The sequence below is a fragment of the Pantoea sp. DY-15 genome (assembly GCF_019795935.1).
GTDB lineage: Bacteria > Pseudomonadota > Gammaproteobacteria > Enterobacterales > Enterobacteriaceae > Pantoea > Pantoea leporis.
The window spans coordinates 840,306-862,058 of record NZ_JAIMIF010000002.1 but is presented as its reverse complement, the minus strand read 5'-3'; the positions used below and the strand labels follow the sequence as shown (position 1 = coordinate 862,058).

Here is a 21,753-nt window from a genome sequence, read left to right as displayed (position 1 = left end):
ATGGCGTCCAGCTTCCCTTCCAGCACCGGAATAATTAACTCACCCTGCGATAAATCCTGTTCAATTAAAAATGCCCGGCTGGTGATATAGCCGCGCTGCATATACCAGTCAGAAATGGCATGCACCAATGAATTAATTTCGGTTAAGTTCAGGCAGCGATGAATATAAGGTGCGGCCAGCGATTGCTGCTGGCCGGCAGAAATTAGCGTGACGTTGCGAATAGCGATATGCTGCACCGGAAAGCAGGGGCCGGCCTGAGCGGAATCCGCTGCTGGTGTGCTCTGCGGCGCGGTAGCATTCCACAATGCGTCACGCTGCTGCTGGTCATTTTGCAAACGTTGCTGTTGCTGGTTTTGAATATAATCACGGTCGCCAGGATTTAACGGCGCCGCCAATGCAGAAGTTGTGATCAGACCGACGCTCAGCGCCAGTGACATCCCTGTTTTTGCCATCATAATAAGACTTAAGCGAAATTGATTGTAAGATTTGTGTAAGCTCTTTTGTGCAGAATATCACCTTAACAATTAGAAAGTTCCTGACTTATTATAAAAATATTAATTCGCTGTTTATTCAATTTTAAAAATCATGAAATCCCTCCTTAACACAAATAGGTAGTCATTCCTTAAGTTTAACCAATAATACTTACATTGGTGATCACGCATGCCAGGTGTAATGGTGAGATTAATGCATATATCGAGTGAGGATTTTCACTGCATTGATTAGAAATCTGCGGGTAAGGCGGTTGGATGTGCCCTAACTGAGGCATAAGTGCCTGAATTTTGTTGTTACATTATAACATACTTTAGGCCCAGCAACGATTGAACTGTTCTCCAAATCCACCCTCTCACTTAAGGTTGTCAATTTTCAGGCAAGTGATTGAGTTGTTTATTATAAGAACGGGGAACACATGTTTATAAAGGGTTGGATTAAACAGTTTTATCTACCGGCGTTTATTTCGCTCTATATCGGCGTATTGCTTAACATTCCGATTTTTATCCGCCGCTATACGCAATTGCAGTTTGATAATACCCTTTCATTAGTGACTGAGGTCATCGCTGCATTTTGTTTGGTGATGCTGTTAACGTTGTTAACCTCATTAACCGGAAAATATCTGTCGCGCGTATTGATGACCATGCTGGTAATTTTCTCCAGCGCGGCCAGTTATTACATGATTTTCTTTAATATTGATATTGGTTATGGAATCATCGCCGCCGTTTTAGCCACCGATTCACTGGATCTTTCTAAGGAATCCGTTGGCTGGCACTTTGTGCTGTGGATGGTAATTATCAACGTCATTCCGCTATGGCTAATCTGGCGCGGAGTGCGCAGTAATACCGTTTCAAATATCAGCAAAAAGCGTTATTGGTCTTATAAAACCATCGCCATTGTTATTGCCGCGTTAGGTTGCTGGTTGCCATTGAATTTAATGGGTAAGGTGCAGGATGAGCAGGATAAGAAAAATAATCGCATGATGGCCAGCTACGGCGGCATTGTTGCCGGCACCTATTCGCCTTCTAACTGGTTATCGGGCGTTGGCTTGCTGGCATACAGTTCATTCAGTCAGGCTGAAGACAACCGTAATCTTTACGATCCCGCTGAGCACTTTAAATACGTTCCACCAAAAAATGCGGATAATTTGTATATTGTGTTTGTGATTGGTGAAAGTGCCCGCCGCGATCATATGGGTTTATACGGTTACGATCGCGATAATACACCTTATCTCGATCACGAAAAAAACCTCGTTCACTTGCAGGGTTATTCTTGTGATACCTCAACCAAGCTCTCGCTGCGCTGTATGTTTGTCAGAGAAGGCGGCGCCTCAGAAGCTCCGCAGCGCACGCTGAAAGAGATGAATGTTTTCACAGTGATGAAGAAGCAAGGTTTCTCGGAAGATCTCTATTCCATGCAGAGCGAAGCCTGGTTCTATAACAAAGTCATGGCCGACAGTTATTCAATGCGCGAATCTATTCAGGCGGAGAAGCGTAATGTCGGTAAGCCGGTGGATGATATGGCGTTAATTAATGAACTGCAGGACTCCATTCAGCGCCATCCGCAGGGTAAACATATTGTAATTCTTCACACCAAAGGCTCACATTATATGTATACCGAACGCTATCCACGTGCATTCGCGCGTTACACACCGGAGTGTCAAGGCATTGATGATGCCTGTAGCACGCAGGAGATGATCAACTCTTACGATAATAGTCTTTTGTACACTGATTATTTCCTTAAGCAGACTTTCGATAGCCTGAAAGATAAAAATGCCATCGTGTTTTATGCCTCCGATCACGGAGAATCGATTTCCGACAATCTGCATTTCCACGGCACGCCACGCGATCATGCGCCGATGGCGCAACGCACGGTGCCAATTATGGTTTGGGCATCCGATAAGTTTTTAAGTGACAGTAATAACAAAGCGTCATTTGCCAAACTGCAGCAATTGCAGAACGACAAAACGTCGGTATTCCATGAGAAGTTATTCGACTCGATATTAGGCTGCGCTGGCTTTACCTCACCAGATGGCGGAATTAATTCGCTCAGGAACTGGTGCGCGCATTAAAGCACAATCCAGGCGGCAGTTTTAGGTCCATTAAACATGGATGTTCAACTGCTGCTGACCTTATTTGAGTACTATCACCGCATAGCGACAAGGTTGTTCCGAGTCATTCCTGAAAATACAGTCGGCGGGATCACCCAGTTCAAGACAATCACCCGTCTGCATTTCAAAGATTTTTTCGCCTTCATGAAAACTCAGTTCGCCCTCTAAAATCCAGATAAGCTGACGGCGCGACAGATAGGAAATTACCGGCATCGGCACGCTAACGCCGGGCGGCAATTCTATACTGACAAGATCGAGCGGTATTTGCCCCGGCGACACATGTCGTCGGATATATCCCGTCTCAGGATCCTGCCAAATCGGTTGCTGATGCTGTTTCAGTAATGTGCCAGTCTGCACTTCGCTCAACGCGATCAATTGCGACATGCTCATATCAAGCGAACCCGCCAAACGTGCCAGCAACGTCGCCGTAGGACTGCTTTCGCCACGTTCAATTTTATGGATCATCGCCCTTGAAACGCCAGACTGCTCAGCCAATTCGGTCAGTGACCAACTGCGCTTTTCCCTTTCAGCTTTCACTTTTTTGCCAATTCGCGCGTTTAAATCATCTTCTTTAGTGGATTTTTCGTCTGACATAGTAGATACATAAGATAGTGTACGGAGGGTCTACTTTAGTGGCATACAAGCGAGGTGTCTATGGTGAACATACGTCCGGCAGTTGAAAAAGATGCACCAGTAATCACGGATATTTATAACGATGCAGTGCTGAACAGCACAGCCATCTGGAACGATAAAACGGTAGATATTGCAAACCGAATCAAATGGCTCTTGGATCGGCAATCAGCAGGATTCCCGGTTCTGGTCGCCGTAAATGAAGAGGATATCGCGCTCGGTTACGCTTCCTATGGTGACTGGCGTCCCTGGGATGGATACCGTTATACGGTCGAACATTCGGTCTATGTCCATAATGCCGCTCAGGGGAAAGGTATTGGATTGGCCTTAATGCGGTCACTTATCACGTACGCAACCACGCAGGGAAAACACGTGATGGTGGCGGGTATTGAGTCTGAAAACACACCTTCAATCGCGTTACATCGTAAGTTAGGATTTACCGACGCCGGACAGATTCATCAGGTAGGAACGAAATTTCACCGCTGGCTGGATCTGACATTCATGCAATTACGGCTGGATAACAGGGACAATCCTTAATTGACGATGACGTGCTAAATGGAGGAACTATGACGCCAGAAATCAAAACGCAACGATTAATCCTGAAGCCTCTGGAAAGCGGTGATGGGCAGGCGATGCAAATCGCCTTTCCGCGCTGGGAGATCGTGCGTTATCTCAATGCTGCCGTGCCCTGGCCTTATCCTGAAGGTGCCGCACAGAATTACGTTGATAACGTGGTGTTGCCCGCCGTTAAGGAAGGTCGAGGTTGGTGCTGGAGTATCAGACGTCAGGAGAAGCCTGAGGAATTGATCGGTCTGATCGAACTGCGCGATGCAGAAAATGATAACCGCGGATTTTGGCTGGTACCTGAGTGGCAGCAACGTGGCTATATGAGTGAAGCGTGCAACGCCGTGAATGATTTCTGGTTTAAAACGCTGGGCCGCGAAGTATTACGTGTGCCAAAAGCGGCGGTGAATACAGGCTCAGTGAAGATCTCACGTAAATCCGGCATGCGTCTGATAGAAACCGGCAAAAAAGAGTATGTCGCGGGTGTTCTCGATTATGAATTGTGGGAATTGACCCGCGAAGAGTGGCTATCACATTAACATCAAGAGGGGACGTGTTCCCTCAATGCCGTCAGTAAGCGGCTGACCAGCGGTTTGGCCTCATTTCTCCGCCATACCGCATAGAGATTCACATACAGCGCCAGCCAGGGTACTTCAACAACAATGACCGACGACGAAGCCAGCCGCGCAAGACTTCGCTGAATAAAGGTAAATCCCAGCCCTGCTTCAACACAGGAGAGCGCCGCCAGTGGTCCACTAACCTCAAGCCGAATATCAGGCGTAAACCCACTCCCTTCACACACCTCAAGCAAGCGGTTGGACACTGCCGTATTTAGACTTTGCTTATCGGCGATCCAGCGCTTCATGTGTAACTGCTCAGGTCTGGGATCCCTAATTGCCTGTTCTCCTGGCATAGCCAGCACCACCGGCTCAACTAACACGCTTTGAAAGGCAAAACAGTCATCCTCTTCGGGCTCGTTATAAACCAGTGCCAGATCCAGCGCATGATTCGCTAGCGCATCGATTTGTGCCTGTGAGCGTAAGGCATGGAGCTGTATATCAACTTTTGACGAGCAATTTAACCGGGCAAGGCTTTCAGGAAGCAGAAGTGAGTGAATGGCCGCTTCGACATAGCCAATATCAAGCCTGCCTGACTGACCATTCTTCAAACTTTTACCCAGTCCGTTCAGACGATCATGGTGCAAAAGCAATGCCTTCACTTCTGTCAGGAACTGCTTGCCCTCGGCGCTGAGATAGAGGCGTTTCTTTTCCCGATGAAAAAGTGCCACACCTAACTCATCTTCCAGTTGCTGAATCTGGCGGCTCAAGGGGGATGCTGAAATATGCAATTTCTCAGCTGCCTGACCGATGTGCTCGAGTTCGGCGACGAGAGCAAAAGAGCGCAATAACTTAATGTCCATAACTTTTCCGGTCACAACTCAGTCGAGAATGATGATAGCCACACAATAAATATTGTCGCAACATCTTAAGTAATGCGACGTTTAATTAAGCAAACAGAGTCATCTTCTATTTTTGTTATCTACATTTGACGAGGTAATTTTGACGAACGTATTCAGCACAAGGGATATCGGCAATTATAAGGTCACTGCGCTTAGTGATGGCGTGATGAAAGCCAGCCTGAGTCTGTTATCTGGAATAGAACCTGAAGCAGCGGTAAATATACAGCAACACGCCGGAATAAAAGCAGCGGATGATATCCAAATTAATAGCTATCTCATCCGTGGAACGGGACGAATAATATTGATCGATTCGGGTATGGGAAACCTCAATCATATCGGTGGAGAATTAAGACGAAACCTCCTTTTATCCGGCATCATGCCTGACGAGGTTGATACCGTGTTGTTGACCCACGCACATCCCGATCATATTGGCGGTCTGCTGGGTGAGAATGGGCGACCCGCTTACCGAAATGCAGCACTCTACATTAGCAAAGCAGAAGCAAACTTCTGGCTGGATAATGAAAAATTAACTAGCCTGAGTGAACGCGCACTGATGAATGGTTCGCTGTTTCGTCGCACGTTCGAAGCTTATTCAACTGTTCGATTTACGGAAGAAACAGCGATTGCTGAAGATATCACTGCAGTCAGCCTACCGGGACATACGCCTGGTCACAGCGGCTACCTGATAGATTCACGCGATGAAAAATTACTGATTTGGGGTGATATTACGCATTATCCGCATATTCAAATTGCCCATCCGGAAGTTTCAATCGCCTTCGATTACGATCCTGACCAGGCAGAGCAAACACGAAGAGCAATTCTTGAGCGCGCTTCACGAGAAAACCTATTGATTGCAGGTATGCACTTGGGCGTGTCTGGGTTTGCGTATATCCGCTCCCCTTCAGAGGGACATTATTTTCTGGAATATGTCTGAACCGCGAGCCGCTGTCCGCCTTAAACATACCCCATCATCCGCAGCATCGATTGCGCCTGATTCATCGCTTCCGCGCGGTGCGTCACGCCGAGTTTTTGATACAGATTGCGGATATGCGTTTTGATGGTGGTGGCCGCAACATCCAGCTCACCAGCGATCTGATCGTTGCTATATCCCGAATAGATCAGCCCCAAAACCTGCCATTCACGTTGGGTTAGCGGGCTGGTGCGAATCAGTTCCGGCACATCAGGATGATTAATCAGGCGGCTAACGAAGCCCTCGTCAAAATGGGCAAACTTATGGCGATGATATTTATTAATCTCGCTGAGAATGCGTCTGGCGCGATGGTTATCGAGTTCATCCAGCGTGTTGAGTTGAATCAGCTGACGCAGCTGTTGCGCCATGGCTTCACCTTCAATCACAAAATGGCTGACGAAACCGGTGCTACGCGCCAGTTTCAGCGCTTCGGTCAGCGCCTGCTGCGCTTCCGCTTTGCGCTGGGTTTGCCAGTAAATCTGATTTAACAGCAGCAGATTGCGATTCATGTCGCTCATCAGGTTGAGCGCGCGCGCATTGTCATTCAGCTCATCCAACACCACTTCGGCCTGGCTCATATTTCCCAACAGAATCTGCGCGCGCGCCACGTTGCGCCACTGCCCTTGCAGGAAGTGATTATTGGCGAACTCCGGTTTTGCCGTCTGGCGCATCCAGCTACTGGCGCTTTGGCTGTCGCCAGTCATCTGCCAGAAAATCACCCTCACCTTATCGGCATTGGCGATCCAGTCGCTGTGCAGCGATCCGTTGTTAAGCAGATTCTCCAGCCGACTCAGGTGGCTGCGCGCGTTATCGAGATTGCCGCGCGCCAGTGAACACTGCACCAACAAACCGAGGCACTGAATTTGCTGCTGCGGCTGATAGCCTTTCAGCACTTTTATCCCTTCGCGCGCCGCATGTTCTGCTTCGTCGAGTCGGCCCCACGCCCACAACAGTTGCGCGCGAATTCGCAGCAGGAATTCATGCATCGGGAACTGCGTCAGATGCTGCTCTTTCACCAGCACAAATGCCCGCTCCTGTATCTCATATGCGGACTGTAAAAACCCCTGTGCAAAGAGAATCTCACTCTGCTGAATCAGACTCCACAGCGCGTAATTCCACGCTTCTTCGCGGCGCGCCATCTGCTCGGTCTGGCGCATCAGCTTCAGCGAACTGCTTAGCTCGCCTTTGCAGTGCATCACTTCGCCCAACACCGACGTCGCCACAATGCAGCTGTATTGACGGCTTTCCGGCAGCGCATTGAGCGCCAGCAACGCCAGCCGCTCGGCTTCCTCGGCGTTACCGTCGTTAATCGAAACCTGCGCCAGCAGCGCGTTGAATTCTCCGCGCAGCACATCATCAATCTGTTCGCTGCACGAGTGCTCAAAGCGCATCAGCAAACTGCTCACCTCGGAAAACCGGTGCTGGCTTTGCATCAGCCATGCCTGTAACAGCACTAACTTTGGATTTTCCAGCAGAATTTCCCACGGCAGCGCCTTGAGAGAATCTTCCAGTAGCGTGAGTTCGCTCTGATTAAACAGCGTCCAGGCGTATTGCAGCAGCACGTCGCGCAGCATCAACGCATCACCGGCGGCCAGCGCATGATGGATCGCTTCGCCAGGGAAACCCAGCCGCATCCAGCTTTCAGCCGCCGCGCGATGCAGCGCAGGCAGTTCCGCCGCCAGTTCCCACTGACAGCGCTGACGCAAAAAACTGCCAAACAGCGGATGATAGCTAAACCACTCGCCCGAGTTATCCATGCGCTGCAAAAACAGGCCCTGACGCTCAATCTCCTCCAGCCGCATCTGCCCTTGTTCTTCGCCGGTTACGCAGGCGATCAGCGTATCGTTCATCGATCGCAGCAGCGCGCTTTTCAGTAAGAAATGTCGTGTGGCGCTATCCACGTTATTCAGCACCTCCTCAACCAGATAATCCGCCAGATGGCTGGCGTTAATGCCGGAAAGGCGGCGCGCGGAATCCTGAGCGGAGCTCGCGCCCTGACGCGTCGAGAGCGCGATCAGCTGCAGCGCCGTCGCCCAACCCGCCACGTCATCGCACAGACGCCCGCTCTCTTCCGATTCCAGCGGCGTTGTCAGGCGGCAATCAAAAAACTGTTTGGCTTCGTGATGGGTAAACGCCAGCTGCTGGCTGCCTAACTCAATCAGCTGTTCGCGCACGCGCAGGTTGGCAATGCCGAGCTGCGGCAGATTGCGCGACAGCAAAATCAGCGTCACATTTTCCGGCTGGTTACGTAAAAAGAAGCGCATTGCGTCGTGAATCGCGGGATTAGTGATGTGATGGTAATCATCGATGATCAGCCAAATCGGTTGCTGCCACGCCGCCAGCTCACTGAACAACTGGGCGAATAGCGCGTTCAGATTTATGTACTGCCGTTTCTGCGCCAGCGCTTCGCTGGAGGCGCAGCCCCCCTGCGTTGCCTGCTGCAGAGCCGCGATGAGGTAATCGACGAAGCGTTCAGGCTGATTGTCGCCCTCATCCAGTGAATACCAGCCCAGATTGGCTTTCCCCGCCGCCCATTGTGAGATCAGCGTGGTTTTGCCATATCCCGCCGGACTGGTCACCAACACCAAACGGTAATTGCCCGCCGCGCCGAGTTTTTGCATCAGGCGCTCGCGCGCAACCGTGTTCTCTAGGCGGACCGGTCGGCTAAGTTTGGAGGGTATTAACATCGGTAAACGCTTCTCCCTAAACGTGGCGCATCATTATTTTACGCTTCGTAATTAATAGTCACATACGTTCAGATATTCGTTTACCTAATGCAAGCTAACCCATTAAGCAGTCTTAACAAAAGCGACGGTTATCACATTCCTGTCACACTTTAAGATTTCCCTCAGCCCCTCCTCCCCGCTCATCCTCCCCGCTGAATTTGGTGCAGGAGGAGGAGCGCGTAATAGCTGACGCGCAGAATGAAGCACATTCACCTCCGCCCTGACAGGATTGATTATGAAATTTGACCGCACCCGTTTTAAACACGCGCTAACCCGACAATGGCAACGTTTTGGTCTGCACGATGCGCAAGAGATGACGCCAAACCAATGGTGGCAGGCGCTGAGCGGCGCGCTAGCCGACATGCTGGCGGAGATGCCTGCGCCGCCTGCTGCCACGCCGCAGCGTCACGTTAACTACATCTCGATGGAGTTTTTGATTGGTCGTCTCACCGGCAACAATCTGCTCAACCTTGGCTGGTATGACGAGGTGAACGAGGTGCTGGCCGAGTGGAATATCACGCTGAGCGACGTGGAAGCGTGTGAGACCGATCCGGCGCTAGGCAACGGCGGTTTGGGTCGGCTCGCCGCCTGTTTTCTCGATTCGATGGCGACCGTGGGACAACCCGCTACCGGCTACGGACTCAATTATCAGTACGGCCTGTTCCGCCAGCACTTTGTTGATGGTGCGCAGCAGGAGATGCCGGATGACTGGCAGCGCGACAGCTATCCGTGGTTTAACCATAACGCGGCGTTAACTGTGCCGGTGCATCTCGGCGGCAAAGTCAGCTCCCATAATGGCGTTGCGCGCTGGGAGCCGGCGGTGCAAATTCTCGGCGAAGCCTGGGATCTGCCGGTGGTCGGTTATCAGAATGGCGTCACTCAGCCGCTGCGCTTGTGGCAGGCGAAACATGCGCAGCCGTTTAATCTGCAGCGCTTCAATAACGGGGATTTTCTGCGCGCCGAGCAGCCGGGCATTGAAGCTGAAAAACTCACTAAAGTGCTCTACCCCAACGACAATCACGACAACGGCAAAAAGCTGCGCCTGATGCAGCAGTATTTCCAGTGCGCTTGCTCGCTGGCGGATATTCTGCGCCGTCATCAGCGCGCCGGCCGTAGCATTGCCAGCTTGCCGGATCATGAAGTGATTCAGCTCAACGATACCCATCCCACGCTGGCGATCCCCGAGCTGATGCGCCTGCTGTTGGATGAACACGCGCTGAGCTGGGACGAGGCGTGGCACATTACCCAGCGCACCTTTGCGTACACCAATCACACCTTGATGCCTGAAGCGCTGGAGTGCTGGGATGTGCGCATGGTGCGCGCCCTGCTGCCGCGCCACATGCTGATCGTTACCCAACTCAATGCTCAGTTGAAAAAGCAGGTTGAAGCGCGCTGGCCGGGCGACGAAGTGACCTGGGCGAAACTGGCGCTGGTTCACAATAACCAGCTGCGCATGGCCAATCTCTGCGTCACCAGCGGCTTTGCGGTGAACGGTGTGGCGGCGCTGCACTCGCAGCTGGTGGTGAAAGATCTGTTCCCGGAATATCACGCGCTGTGGCCGGAGAAATTCCATAATGTCACCAACGGCATCACGCCGCGCCGCTGGATTAATCAGTGCAATCCGGCGCTGGCGGCGTTGATCAGCCAAACTCTCGATCAGCCGTGGCTCACCGATCTCGATCAGCTGAAAGCGCTAGAAACCTACGCCGATCACGCCGCATTCCAGGCGCAGTATCGCGCCATTAAGCAGCAGAACAAGGTTGCGCTGACGCAATGGATCGCAGAACGCACCGGCATCCAGGTGAATCCTGAGGCGATGTTTGATGTGCAGATCAAGCGCCTGCACGAGTACAAGCGTCAGCATCTGGCGTTGCTGCACATTATCGCGCTGTGGCAAACGCTGGTGAGCGATCCGCAGGCCAACCTGACGCCGCGCGTGGTGCTGTTTGGTGCCAAGGCCGCGCCGGGTTATGTGCTGGCCAAAAACATCATCTACGCGATTAACAAAGTGGCGGCCACCATCAACAATGATCCGCGCATTGGCGATCGCCTGAAAGTGGTGTTTGTGCCTGATTACAACGTTACGGTTGCCGAGCGGCTGATCCCAGCGGCGGATCTCTCCGAGCAGATTTCTACCGCCGGTAAAGAGGCATCCGGCACCGGCAACATGAAGCTGGCGCTGAACGGCGCCTTAACCATCGGCACGCTGGATGGCGCCAATGTGGAGATCACTGAGCAGGTTGGGCGCGACAATATCTTTATCTTTGGTCATACCGTTGATCAGGTCAGCGCGTTGCAAGCAGAAGGTTACTCGCCTGACGCGTGGCGCAAAAAAGATGCGCAGCTGGATCGGGTATTGAAAGCGTTAGAAGACGGCACCTTTAGCGACGGCGACGTCAGCGCGTTCGAGCCGCTGCTGCACAGCCTGAGCGCCAAAGGCGGCGATCCTTATCTGGTGCTAGCCGATTTTCGTCACTACCTCAACGCGCAGGCGCAAGCAGAAACCTTGTGGGCCGATCAGCATGGCTGGACGCGCGCCGCGATTCTCAACACCGCGCGCTGCGGCATGTTCAGCGCCGACCGCGCCATCCGCGACTATCAGCAACGCATCTGGCAGGCCGCGCGATGAACAGCACCATGACGCCAACCGCCGAAATCGCCAGCGAATACATTGACGCCCACGGCCAGCTGCAATCGGTTTCTGCCGGTACCCGCCAGCGTTTGCTGGCGGCGATGCATCCCGCGCAACCGCACGCTTCGCCGCTGCCGCCGGTATTGATCGTGCAGGAAGAACACGCGGAGATTGTGCTGCCTGCGCCCGGCATAACAGGCGAATGGCAGCTGATCGCGGAACAGGGCGAACGCTGGCAAGGTCGCGCAATCGCCAACCAGCCGATCGTTTTGCCTGCGCTGCCTTTGGGTTATCACCAGCTCAGCTTTAGCGCCCAACAGCAGGCGTTTCACTGCCGGATTATTGTCGCGCCCGTGCGCTGCTACGAGCCACCGGCCATCCAGCAAGGGCAATCGCTGTGGGGCGCCTGCATTCAGCTGTATACGTTGCGGTCGGCGTCCAACTGGGGAATCGGTGACTTTAGCGACTTAAAGCAGATGCTGGTCGAGGTCGCGCAGCGCGGCGGTGCCTGTATTGGGCTGAACCCGCTGCATGCGCTGTTCCCGGCAACGCCGGAAAGCGCCAGCCCTTACAGCCCTTCGTCGCGGCGCTGGCTCAACATGTTGTATATCGATGTCGCCGCCGTTGAGGATTTTACGCTGAGTGAAGAAGCGCAACGCTGGTGGCAGGCGGACAGCACGCAGCAAGTGCTACGGGCGGCGCGGGACGCTGAATGGGTCGATTATTCAGCGGTCACTGCGCTCAAACTGCAGGCGCTGCGTCTCGCCTGGCAGCAGTTCAGGCAGCGCGGTGCGGATGATGGCCTGGTTGTCGCCTTTGAATGTTTTATGCAGCAAGGCGGTGAAAGTCTACTGCATCAGGGCGTGTTTGATGCGCTGCACGCCGCGCAGATCGCCGAAGACCCTCAGCGTTACGACTGGACAACCTGGCCTGCGGCGTTACAGTTGCCCAACAGCGCGGCGGTGCGGGCGTTCCGCATCGAACACACCTATGACGTGCGCTTTTATCTTTGGCTGCAATGGCTGGCCGCGCGCCAGTTTGCTGATTGCTGGGCGGTGTGCCAGCAGCAGGCGATGCCGATTGGCTTATACCGCGATTTGGCGGTGGGCGTGGCGCAGGGCGGCGCGGAAACCTGGAGCGATCGCGAGCTTTACTGCTTGCAGGCCAGCGTTGGCGCGCCGCCGGATATTCTCGGCCCGCTGGGCCAGAACTGGGGATTGCCGCCGATGGATCCGCAGATTATGCAGGCGCGCGCCTACCAGCCGTGGATTGATCTGCTGCGCGCCAACATGCATGACTGCGGCGCACTGCGCATCGATCACGTAATGGCGCTGCTGCGACTGTGGTGGATCCCGCAGGGCGGAAGCGCGGCCGAAGGCGCGTATGTGCATTATCCCATCGACGATCTGCTGGCGATTCTGGCGCTGGAGAGCCAGCGTCATCACTGCATGGTAATTGGTGAGGATTTGGGTACGGTGCCGGAGAAGATCATCGGCAAGCTTTGCCAGGCGGGCGTTTACTCCTACAAAGTGCTCTATTTTGAGCAGACGTCCAAAGTGGCCTTTCGCGCCCCCGCCCGCTGGCCGCGTCAGGCGATGGCGGTCGCTACTACCCACGATATGCCGACACTGCGCGGCTGGTGGCAAAGCGACGATTTACGGCTGGGCAGCGAGTTGGGGCTTTATCCTGATAAGCAGATTCTTGCCGGTCTGAGTAAGTCACGCTTAGCCGCGCGCCGCGCGCTGTTTAAGAGCCTGCAACGCAGCAATTGCTTGCCCGAACAGGCCGAACCGCAGGTGATGGATCGCGGGTTAAGTGCGGCGATGCAGCGTTATCTGGCCGACAGCAATAGCGCGCTGCTGGGCCTGCAACCTGAAGAGTGGCTGGATATGGCTTCCCCGGTGAATATTCCCGGCACCACCAGCCAATATCCCAACTGGCGCCGCAAACTCAGCGCTTCGCTGGAGGCGATGTTTGCTGACCCGCAGATCAATGCGTTGTTGGCGGATATCGATCAACGGAGGCGTAATGCTTAGTCGCTATTGGTTGCCTTGCATGGTTGCAGGCCGGGGTCACTTTCGGTCCGGCAGCCTTCGCGCCGCATGCGCGGTACCTTCACTTCACTCGTCTGCCTGACGGACCGGCGGAGACGGGACTTCCCTGTCCCGGCTCCGCCTTTCGCCCGCGTCCTGCGGGCTCTCCTGGCTTCCTCGCTTCGTTCAGCGCTGCGGATCGCCTGCCCGAAAGTGACCCCGGCCTGCCAATGAGCTCGAGTGCCTGCTGTTAAATGGGCACATTGCTAGCAGCACTGGCGTATCTGCTTCGGCATAAGGGCTATCCGCAGCGCTGAGGCTTTTACGTTGAGCCAGGAGACTCACGCATGGATGCGTGAGGAAGTTCGGGGCCGGCCAGGAAGGCCGATCCCCGAATGGTCCGTCGGCACGACGTGAAAGCTGAAGGCACCGCGCTAGCGGCGCGAGGACGGCCCGTGACGAAGCAGATACGCCAGTTCCCACTCCTGAAAAAAAGGTGCGCCGAAGCGCACCAGATGGGACAAATCAGCACTGCCGGGGCGGATTACCCCTTGCCTTTAACACTGCTGATAAACACCTGTCTGGCCGACGTGGAGCCTAAACGCTCGGCCTCATCCAGCAGCTTCAACGCCTTATCGATATTGCCCTTCTCAACGGCTTCGCGGATGTTCTGATTAAAGTAACCTTCGGTATCCGTCATGATCGGTTTAGGTTTTGCATCCGAAACCGGGGCAGCACGATAAGTCGCCGGCGCAACCGGCTGCGTATTGCCCACCGTTACCGGCGCAGGACTCGATGATCCAAACAGCGGTCCAACCAAAATGGATGAACCTGAACTGGTTTTCACTTTGAGTTTCAAGGTGCCATCGCGGCTGTGCTGCGCAATCGGATCGGGGATATCCGGCACCGCATTGCCGGTACCGCGGGCGTAGGCTTTCGCCGGATCCAATAACGTGGTGGTTTCGGTCAAATCCTTCTCGGTGGTGAATACCAGCAGATAAATCTTTTGTTGACCCAGCGCAGGCGTCAGTTTCATCACACCTTCCAGCCGATCCGCCGCCATCACGCCCGGCTGCTGATAGGTGAAAAAGCGCGCCGGGAACCAGGCCGCCGGACGCATGTTCTCATCCAGCACCAGCACATTCGGTGCGAACACCTGATTTTGTTTCACTTCACTGCTCAGCGTAATGGTGAGTTCACCGATATTGGCTGGCAAGCTGTAGGCCGCCACCGAACCCGTTACGCCCGCTGCATTCAGATTGCTGTGGCTCTCGCTCAGCGTAGTGACCTGCGTGCGGGAGGTATCGACCGGCAGCCAGCTCAGCGTTTGCAGGCTGGCGGCGGGGAATGTGGGCGCGGCAGAGAGATCCTGTGGCACCAGATTGACATCCGCGAGCGCCGGTAAACTTTGACCGGCCAGCAGCGCGGCGCTCAGGCAGAGCGCAAAAACCGTTTTTTTCATTCTCATTGTATAACCTCAAAAACTGTCAGGCGGCGGCGCGAACCAGGCAATGGCGCGCCGCGCCGAAAAGAGATTGTCTCAGTTAAGCCACATGCGGGTGCATTACCACCAAATCTCCATCTGCGCCCCGAATGTCACCTCATCGTCGTTGCCACGGCTGTTGGTCAGAATGCCGTTGCCGCTGCTGTCGTTAGAAGCAAAGGAGGTCAAATCACCTGAGCTGTCTTTGCTGTAGCCCCATTTCTCATCCCACTTGGCGTAGGTCGCGAACAGACGCAGCGCCGGACGCGACCAGATGCTGTCGCCCGCCTGCCACTGTTGCGCCAGCGTCACTTTGTACTGGCCGTTGCGCTCGTTAACCTGCTGCGACTTCACGTTGTCGTAGCCCACTTCAAGTAGCGTGCTCATGATTGGCGTCCATTTGTACATGGGGCGCACGCCCACGGTGTACCACTCGGTACCACGGTTGTTATCGAGATCGGTGTTCTGGTACATGGCGACATACATCAGATCCCAGCGATCGGCGAGGCTAATTGCACCGTGATCGAGTACGCGATACATGCTGCCGCTGTTGTTGATGTTGGTGCCCTGCGGCAGCCCTTTGCCCTGCGACGTCAACGCATCGGTGGCGTACTGCAGCACGAATTTGTTGTAACCCTTCAGCATGCTCTGCGTATGTTCGGCGGTGAACATCCAGCCATCTTTGGAGGCGTTATCTTCGAGGCGATAACCGTCACGCGCGTTGGCGCGGCCATAATCGACGCCCAGCTCCAGCACGCCGTTCGGGTTGGTTTCAAGACCTGCGAGGCGCACATCAAACACGTCGTTGGCGGTGCTGGTGGCGTAATCACGGATCTGATCGCTGGAGAAGGTGTAAGAACCGCCCGCCTCGGAGGAGCGCGTGGCGGCAAAAGAGAGTTTGCCGAAGCCGAGATCGACATCTTCCAGACCGGCACCAGGACCGGAAATATCCCAGTAGTAGAAGTCGATCATGTGCACGTCATGACGCTGGTAGAAACGCTTACCGGCCCAGATGGTGGAACCCGGCAGCGATTCGATCAGGTTTTTGCCCTTGACGTTGGCTTCGCGGAACGCGGGCGAGGTCGCTTCCCAGTCATTCTGCTGAGAAACCGAATAGGCGACGTTGGTATCGAAATAGAAGCTCTTATCGCCCTCTTTCCACACTTCCTGGCCCAGCTTCAGCTCAGCGTAGGTTTCACATTCGTTGCCCAGACGGTATTTACTTTGAGCGCCGGTGGCCTGAAAACATTGCTGTTCCCCGCCGCTGCCGGTCCAGCCGATGCCGGAACGGGCATAGCCGGTAAAATCGACTGCCATCGACGGGGCAGCGAGCGTGCCTGCCGCGATAGCAACCGCGATAGGGAGTTTGCGCAGAGTTAACATTTTCTATCTCCTGAGGTCATTGCTTTTATTGTTTTGCAGGGCTAAACACCGGGTTCCTGATGTAGCCGGCGACAGGCGCTACCATCTTCACGGAAAAGATGGCAACGCTCTGGCGGCAGGCCGATGCCCATCAGGGCGCCCTCTTCTACCAGCACGACGTCCTCCTGGCGATAAACCAGGCTTTGACGAATGGCGGGAATCTGGATGTGAATTTGCGTTTCGTGTCCCAGCTGCTCCACCACCGTCACCTCGCCTTCGAGGGTGACGTCAGCGATATCGCTGGAGAGCAGATGTTCGGGACGAATGCCTAACGACATGTTGCTGCCCACCAGCACACCGGCGCTGTCGACCGGCAGCCACACCAGCTGGGTATTGGGCAAACGCACCTGAACCTGATCGATGGCGGTGGCGGTAACTTTCACCGGTAAGAAATTCATGCGCGGTGAGCCGATAAAACCGGCAACAAAACGATTGGCGGGATAGTGATACAGCTCGAGCGGCTTGCCGACCTGGGCAACGTGGCCGCCATCCAGCACCACGATCTTATCGGCCAGCGTCATCGCTTCGGTCTGATCGTGGGTGACGTAAATCATGGTGCGCTTCAAACGCTTATGCAGGCGTGAGATCTCGATGCGCATCTGCACGCGCAGCGCCGCGTCAAGGTTGGAGAGCGGCTCATCGAGTAAAAACACCCGCGGTTCCGCCACCAGCGTACGGCCAATCGCTACGCGCTGACGCTGACCACCCGACAACGCTTTCGGACGGCGATCCAGCAGATGCGCCAGCTGCAGCACTTCCGCTACCTGATTGACGCGCTGCTGAATCTCCGCTTTGCGCGTGCCGGCCAGCTTCAGGCCGAACGACATGTTCTCAGCCACCGAAAGGTGGGGATACAACGCGTAGGACTGAAACACCATGCCGATGCCGCGCTCGGCGGGCGGCACCTCATTCATGCGTTTGTCGCCAATAAACAGATCGCCGCTGGTGATGGTTTCCAGACCGGCAATCATGCGCAGCAGCGTCGATTTGCCGCAGCCTGAAGGTCCGACAAAAACCACGAACTCGCCTTCAGCGATCTCAAGGCTGATGTTTTTCGACACCTCGGTTTCGCCCCACACCTTGGAGACACTGCGCAACGTAACGCTCGACATGATGCTTTCCTCTCAGCTTGCTATTCCTTGTCCGCAAGTCGGCGGACAGACCCCGGCGACCACTATGGGCAAGGACATCAAGGCCGACATCCTCCACCGCACGGCGTCAGCGTGGGGGAGGAGACGGGAGGAGGAGATTGCGCAGACCCGTCTGATAAAACGCGGCAGGCAACCATTTTTGTGAGCTATGACGCAGAGCAGAGCGACGATTGTGTGCGCCAGCCCGTGATAACCGGGTGGTTTTGCAACGCAGATCACATCAGTTGTCGGGCAGGCGTAGAGCCGGGGAGGATGAGAAGCGGCGGCAGATACTCACAATGTGGCAGGTAAAACGATTTCCGTTTCCGCTAACAGGATGGAGTTATGACAATGAAAACCGGTGCACGCATTCTTGCCCTTTCCGCCCTGACGGCCGTGCTGTTTTCAGCTTCTGCCGTTGCAAAGATTGAAGAGGGAAAGCTGGTCATCTGGATCAACGGCGACAAGGGCTACAACGGCCTGGCTGAAGTGGGTAAAAAGTTTGAGCAGGAGACCGGCATTAAAGTGACGGTTGAGCATCCGGACAAAATGGAAGAGAAGTATCCGCAGGTGGCCGCCACCGGCGACGGCCCGGACATCATCTTCTGGGCGCACGATCGCTTTGGCGGCTATGCGCAGTCAGGCTTGTTAGCGGAGATTTCACCGGACGCGCGCTTCCAGGAGAAAATCTTCCCCTTCACCTGGGACGCGGTGCGCTTCAACGGCAAGCTGATCGGTTATCCGATTTCGGTTGAGTCCTTGTCCCTCATCTACAACAAAGATCTGCTGCCTGAGCCGCCAAAAACCTGGGAAGAGATCGCCGCCATTGATAAGAAAATGCGCGCGCAGGGCAAGAGCGCCATGATGTTTAATCTGCAGGAGCCGTATTTCACCTGGCCGCTGCTAGCGGCGGGCGGCGCTTATGCCTTTAAGCTCAACGATGGCCGCTACGACGTAAAAGATACCGGCGTGGATAACGCGGGGGCCAAAGCGGGCATGAGCTTCCTTGTTGATCAGGTGAAGGCCAAAACGCTGAATGCCGATACTGATTACTCCATCGCTGAAGCCGCCTTTAACAAGGGGCAAACCGCCATGACCATTAACGGGCCGTGGGCGTGGAGCAACATCGATAAGAGCAAAATCAACTACGGCGTCACGCTGCTGCCTACGCTGCATGGCAAAAATTCCAAAACCTTCGTCGGCGTGCTGAGTGCCGGCATCAATGCCGCCAGCCCGAATAAAGAGCTGGCCAAAGAGTTCCTGGAAAATTACCTGCTGACCGACGCCGGTCTTGATGCGGTTAACAAAGACAAACCGCTCGGCGCGGTGGCGCTGAAATCGTTCCAGCAGACGCTGGAAAAAGATGAGCGCATTGCCGCCACCATGACCAACGCGCGCAACGGCGACATCATGCCGAACATTCCGCAGATGGCCGCCTTCTGGTACGCGATGCGCACCGCCACGCTGAATGCGCTGAGCGGACGTCAAAGCGTCGATGCGGCGCTGAAAGATGCGCAGGCACGACTCAACAAGTAATCCTCTCTACCAGAGCCGGCGCAATCCGGCTCGTTACTGGCTGTTAAGGAAAACCGCATCATGTCAGGAAAACCGAAAACAGCACGGTTCAGCGCCGTGCTGAAGGCTCTTTTTCTCGGTATCTGCTGTCTGCTGGTCGGCTATCTGCTCGTGCTGATGTATGCAAAAGGTGAATATCTGTTTGCGCTGGTGACGCTGATTATCAGCGCCGTCGGCATCTGGATTTATGCCAATCGTCGCGCTTATGCCTGGCGCTATGTCTATCCCGGACTCGCCGGCATGGCGCTGTTCGTACTGTTTCCGCTCGCCTGTACCGTGGCGATTGCCTTTACCAACTACAGCAGCACCAACCAGCTGACGCTGGAACGTGCGCAACAGGTGTTGCTGAGCCGTCAGTATCAGGATGGTTCGGCGCTGAACTTCTCGCTGATCCCGGCGGGCGATCGCTGGCAGCTGGTGCTGACCGAAGCGGCCAACGGACAAACCTTCGTTTCACCTGCGTTTGCCTTTGGCGGAGCGCAAAAGCTGAAACTCACCAGCGCCCCGCCACCGCCGGGCGAACGCGCCACGTTGCGCATCGTCACCACCAATCGTCAGGCGCTGAACCAGATTCAGGCCGAACTGCCGGATGGTCGTCAGGTGGTGATGAGCTCGCTGCGTCAGTTCTCCGGCACGCGCCCGTTGTATCTACTGCAAGCCAACGGCGACCTGAAAAATCAGCAAAGCGGCGCGCTGTATCAGGCCAATCGTCAAAGCGGTTTTTATCAGAACAGCAGCGGCGAAGCGCTGAGTCCGGGCTTCACGGTGAATACCGGCTGGAAGAATTTCATTCGCGTGTTTACCGATGAAGGGATTCAGAAACCGTTTCTGGCGATCTTTGGCTGGACGCTGCTGTTTTCGTTTGTGACGGTGATTCTCACCGTGGCGGTCGGCATGGTGCTGGCTTGCCTGGTGCAGTGGGAAGCGCTGAAAGGCAAAGCGGTGTATCGCGTGATGCTGATTTTGCCTTACGCCGTGCCTGCGTTTATCTCGATACTGATCTTCAAAGGCTTGTTCAACCAAAGCTTCGGTGAAATCAACGTGATGCTCAAAGCGCTGTTTGGCTTCCAGCCCGCGTGGTTCAGCGATCCAACGCTGGCGCGCACCATGCTGGTGATCGTGAATACCTGGCTGGGTTATCCCTACATGATGATTCTCTGCATGGGGCTGCTGAAAGCGATTCCGGACGATCTTTATGAAGCCTCGGCGATGGACGGTGCCGGGCCGCTGCAGAACTTCTTCCTGATTACCCTGCCGCTGTTGTTAAAGCCGCTGATGCCGCTGATGATCGCCAGCTTTGCCTTTAACTTTAATAACTTTGTGCTGGTGCAGCTGCTGACCAACGGCGGACCGGATCGTATCGGCACCACCACGCCAGCGGGTTACACCGATTTGCTGGTCAATTACACCTGGCGCATTGCCTTTGAAGGTGGCGGCGGACAGGACTTTGGTCTGGCGGCGGCAATTGCCACACTGATCTTCCTGTTGGTGGGCGCGCTGGCGGTGATCAATCTTAAAGCCGTGCGGATGAAATTCGATTAAGGAGGCGTTATGGCTATGGTGCAACCCAAATCGCAAAAGCTGCGTCTGTTGATGACGCATCTGCTGCTGCTGATGTTTATTGCGGGAATTCTGTTTCCGCTGCTGATGGTGTTCGCCATCTCACTGCGCGCCGGTAACTTCGCCACCGGCTCGCTAATCCCGGAGCAGATTTCCTGGGAACACTGGCAGCTGGCGTTAGGTTTCAGCGTGGAGCACGCCGATGGCCGCGTGACGCCGCCGCCCTTCCCGGTGCTGCTGTGGCTATGGAACTCGGTGAAAATCGCCGCCATCAGCGCGATTGGCATTGTGGCGCTTTCCACCACCTGCGCGTATGCCTTTGCGCGCATGCGTTTTGCCGGGCGCGCCACGCTGTTAAAAGGCATGCTGATTTTCCAGATGTTCCCAGCCGTGCTGTCGCTGGTCGCGCTCTATGCGCTGTTTGATCGCCTGGGACAATATCTGCCATTTATCGGCCTGAATACGCATGGCGGCGTGATCTTTGCCTATCTCGGCGGCATCGCCCTTCACGTCTGGACCATTAAAGGCTATTTCGAAACCATCGACGGTTCGCTGGAAGAAGCCGCCGCGCTGGATGGCGCTACGCCGTGGCAGGCGTTCCGGCTAGTGCTGTTGCCGCTTTCGGTGCCGATTCTGGCGGTGGTGTTTATTCTGGCATTTATTGCCGCCGTCACCGAAGTGCCGGTTGCGTCACTGCTGCTGCGCGATGTGAATAGCTACACGCTGGCGGTTGGCATGCAGCAATATCTCAACCCGCAAAACTATCTGTGGGGCGACTTTGCGGCAGCGGCGGTGCTATCTGCGATTCCGATTACGCTGGTGTTCCTGCTGGCCCAACGCTGGCTGGTCAGCGGCCTGACGGCTGGCGGCGTGAAAGGCTAATCCGTTTGTTATCCTCCTTCCTCAATGTTCACTGCAGTTGAGGGTTTTGGCGGCCTTAGTGCCGCTTTTTTTATGGGATGTGGGGTTA

General features: G+C 54.9%; 16 protein-coding genes. 9 read left to right on the top strand and 7 right to left on the bottom strand.

All coding sequences use genetic code 11. The annotated features are described in order from the left end of the window. The coding region (locus tag K5Y32_RS12620) for a POTRA domain-containing protein (protein ID WP_304624034.1) at positions 1-455 on the bottom strand (455 nt) is incomplete at its 3' end. A 452-nt stretch (positions 456-907) separates the two neighbouring features. Between K5Y32_RS12620 and eptB the strand changes: the two genes are divergently transcribed. Next, entirely contained in the window at positions 908-2,560 is a 1,653-nt protein-coding gene (eptB, locus tag K5Y32_RS12615; protein ID WP_222184248.1) for a kdo(2)-lipid A phosphoethanolamine 7''-transferase, read from the top strand. Positions 2,561-2,620: 60 nt separating this feature from the next. On the opposite strand, the gene K5Y32_RS12610 is transcribed toward eptB, so the two are convergent. Continuing rightward, the gene (locus tag K5Y32_RS12610; protein WP_222184246.1) at positions 2,621-3,193 is read right to left on the bottom strand and encodes an XRE family transcriptional regulator; all 573 of its coding nucleotides are present in this window, start codon (positions 3,191-3,193) and stop codon (positions 2,621-2,623) included. Between the two features lie 63 nt (positions 3,194-3,256). On the opposite strand from K5Y32_RS12610, the gene K5Y32_RS12605 reads away from it, so the two are divergent. Then, positions 3,257-3,766 carry an N-acetyltransferase family protein gene (locus K5Y32_RS12605; protein ID WP_370635107.1) on the top strand — a complete coding sequence of 170 codons (510 nt, stop codon included), beginning with the start codon at positions 3,257-3,259 and terminating at the stop codon, positions 3,764-3,766. 29 nt (positions 3,767-3,795) lie between these two features. Continuing rightward, the gene (locus tag K5Y32_RS12600) at positions 3,796-4,332 is read left to right on the top strand and encodes a GNAT family N-acetyltransferase (protein WP_222184242.1); all 537 of its coding nucleotides are present in this window, start codon (positions 3,796-3,798) and stop codon (positions 4,330-4,332) included. Between the two features lie 2 nt (positions 4,333-4,334). Here the strand turns inward: K5Y32_RS12600 and K5Y32_RS12595 are convergent, their stop codons facing one another. After that, positions 4,335-5,213, bottom strand: a complete 879-nt coding sequence (locus K5Y32_RS12595; protein ID WP_222184240.1) for a LysR family transcriptional regulator — start codon at positions 5,211-5,213, stop codon at positions 4,335-4,337. A 139-nt stretch (positions 5,214-5,352) separates the two neighbouring features. Between K5Y32_RS12595 and K5Y32_RS12590 the strand changes: the two genes are divergently transcribed. Continuing rightward, on the top strand, positions 5,353-6,186 hold the full coding sequence (locus K5Y32_RS12590; protein ID WP_255602589.1) for an MBL fold metallo-hydrolase: 834 nt from the start codon (positions 5,353-5,355) through the stop codon (positions 6,184-6,186). Between the two features lie 20 nt (positions 6,187-6,206). On the opposite strand, the gene malT is transcribed toward K5Y32_RS12590, so the two are convergent. Beyond that, positions 6,207-8,909 (bottom strand): HTH-type transcriptional regulator MalT, encoded by a 2,703-nt coding sequence (malT, locus tag K5Y32_RS12585; RefSeq protein ID WP_222184238.1) that lies wholly within the window; start codon positions 8,907-8,909, stop codon positions 6,207-6,209. A gap of 274 nt (positions 8,910-9,183) precedes the next feature. Here malT and malP point away from each other — a divergent pair, with 274 nt between their 5' ends. Continuing rightward, positions 9,184-11,577, top strand: a complete 2,394-nt coding sequence (gene malP / locus K5Y32_RS12580) for a maltodextrin phosphorylase (RefSeq protein ID WP_222184236.1) — start codon at positions 9,184-9,186, stop codon at positions 11,575-11,577. After that, positions 11,574-13,616 carry a 4-alpha-glucanotransferase gene (gene malQ, locus K5Y32_RS12575; RefSeq protein ID WP_222184234.1) on the top strand — a complete coding sequence of 681 codons (2,043 nt, stop codon included), beginning with the start codon at positions 11,574-11,576 and terminating at the stop codon, positions 13,614-13,616. The genes malP and malQ overlap by 4 nt, the downstream gene beginning before the upstream one ends. A 541-nt stretch (positions 13,617-14,157) precedes the next feature. Here the strand turns inward: malQ and malM are convergent. The 3 genes from malM to malK all read right to left on the bottom strand — a co-directional run bounded on the left by malM (position 14,158) and on the right by malK (position 17,630). Next, positions 14,158-15,081 carry a maltose operon protein MalM gene (malM, locus tag K5Y32_RS12570; RefSeq protein WP_110867146.1) on the bottom strand — a complete coding sequence of 308 codons (924 nt, stop codon included), beginning with the start codon at positions 15,079-15,081 and terminating at the stop codon, positions 14,158-14,160. 96 nt (positions 15,082-15,177) lie between these two features. Further along, positions 15,178-16,479, bottom strand: a complete 1,302-nt coding sequence (locus K5Y32_RS12565) for a maltoporin (RefSeq protein WP_222184232.1) — start codon at positions 16,477-16,479, stop codon at positions 15,178-15,180. Positions 16,480-16,520: 41 nt separating this feature from the next. Next, entirely contained in the window at positions 16,521-17,630 is a 1,110-nt protein-coding gene (gene malK, locus K5Y32_RS12560; protein WP_222184230.1) for a maltose/maltodextrin ABC transporter ATP-binding protein MalK, read from the bottom strand. Between the two features lie 363 nt (positions 17,631-17,993). On the opposite strand from malK, the gene malE reads away from it, so the two are divergent. Genes malE through malG form a run of 3 tightly spaced genes read left to right on the top strand, consistent with a single transcriptional unit; the run spans position 17,994 to position 21,665 of the window. After that, positions 17,994-19,184 carry a maltose/maltodextrin ABC transporter substrate-binding protein MalE gene (gene malE / locus K5Y32_RS12555; RefSeq protein ID WP_222184228.1) on the top strand — a complete coding sequence of 397 codons (1,191 nt, stop codon included), beginning with the start codon at positions 17,994-17,996 and terminating at the stop codon, positions 19,182-19,184. Positions 19,185-19,244: 60 nt separating this feature from the next. Next, complete coding sequence (gene malF, locus K5Y32_RS12550; protein WP_222184226.1) at positions 19,245-20,765, top strand: maltose ABC transporter permease MalF; 1,521 nt, start codon at positions 19,245-19,247, stop codon at positions 20,763-20,765. 9 nt (positions 20,766-20,774) lie between these two features. After that, entirely contained in the window at positions 20,775-21,665 is an 891-nt protein-coding gene (gene malG / locus K5Y32_RS12545) for a maltose ABC transporter permease MalG (protein WP_008110659.1), read from the top strand. The last annotated feature ends 88 nt before the right edge of the window (positions 21,666-21,753 follow it).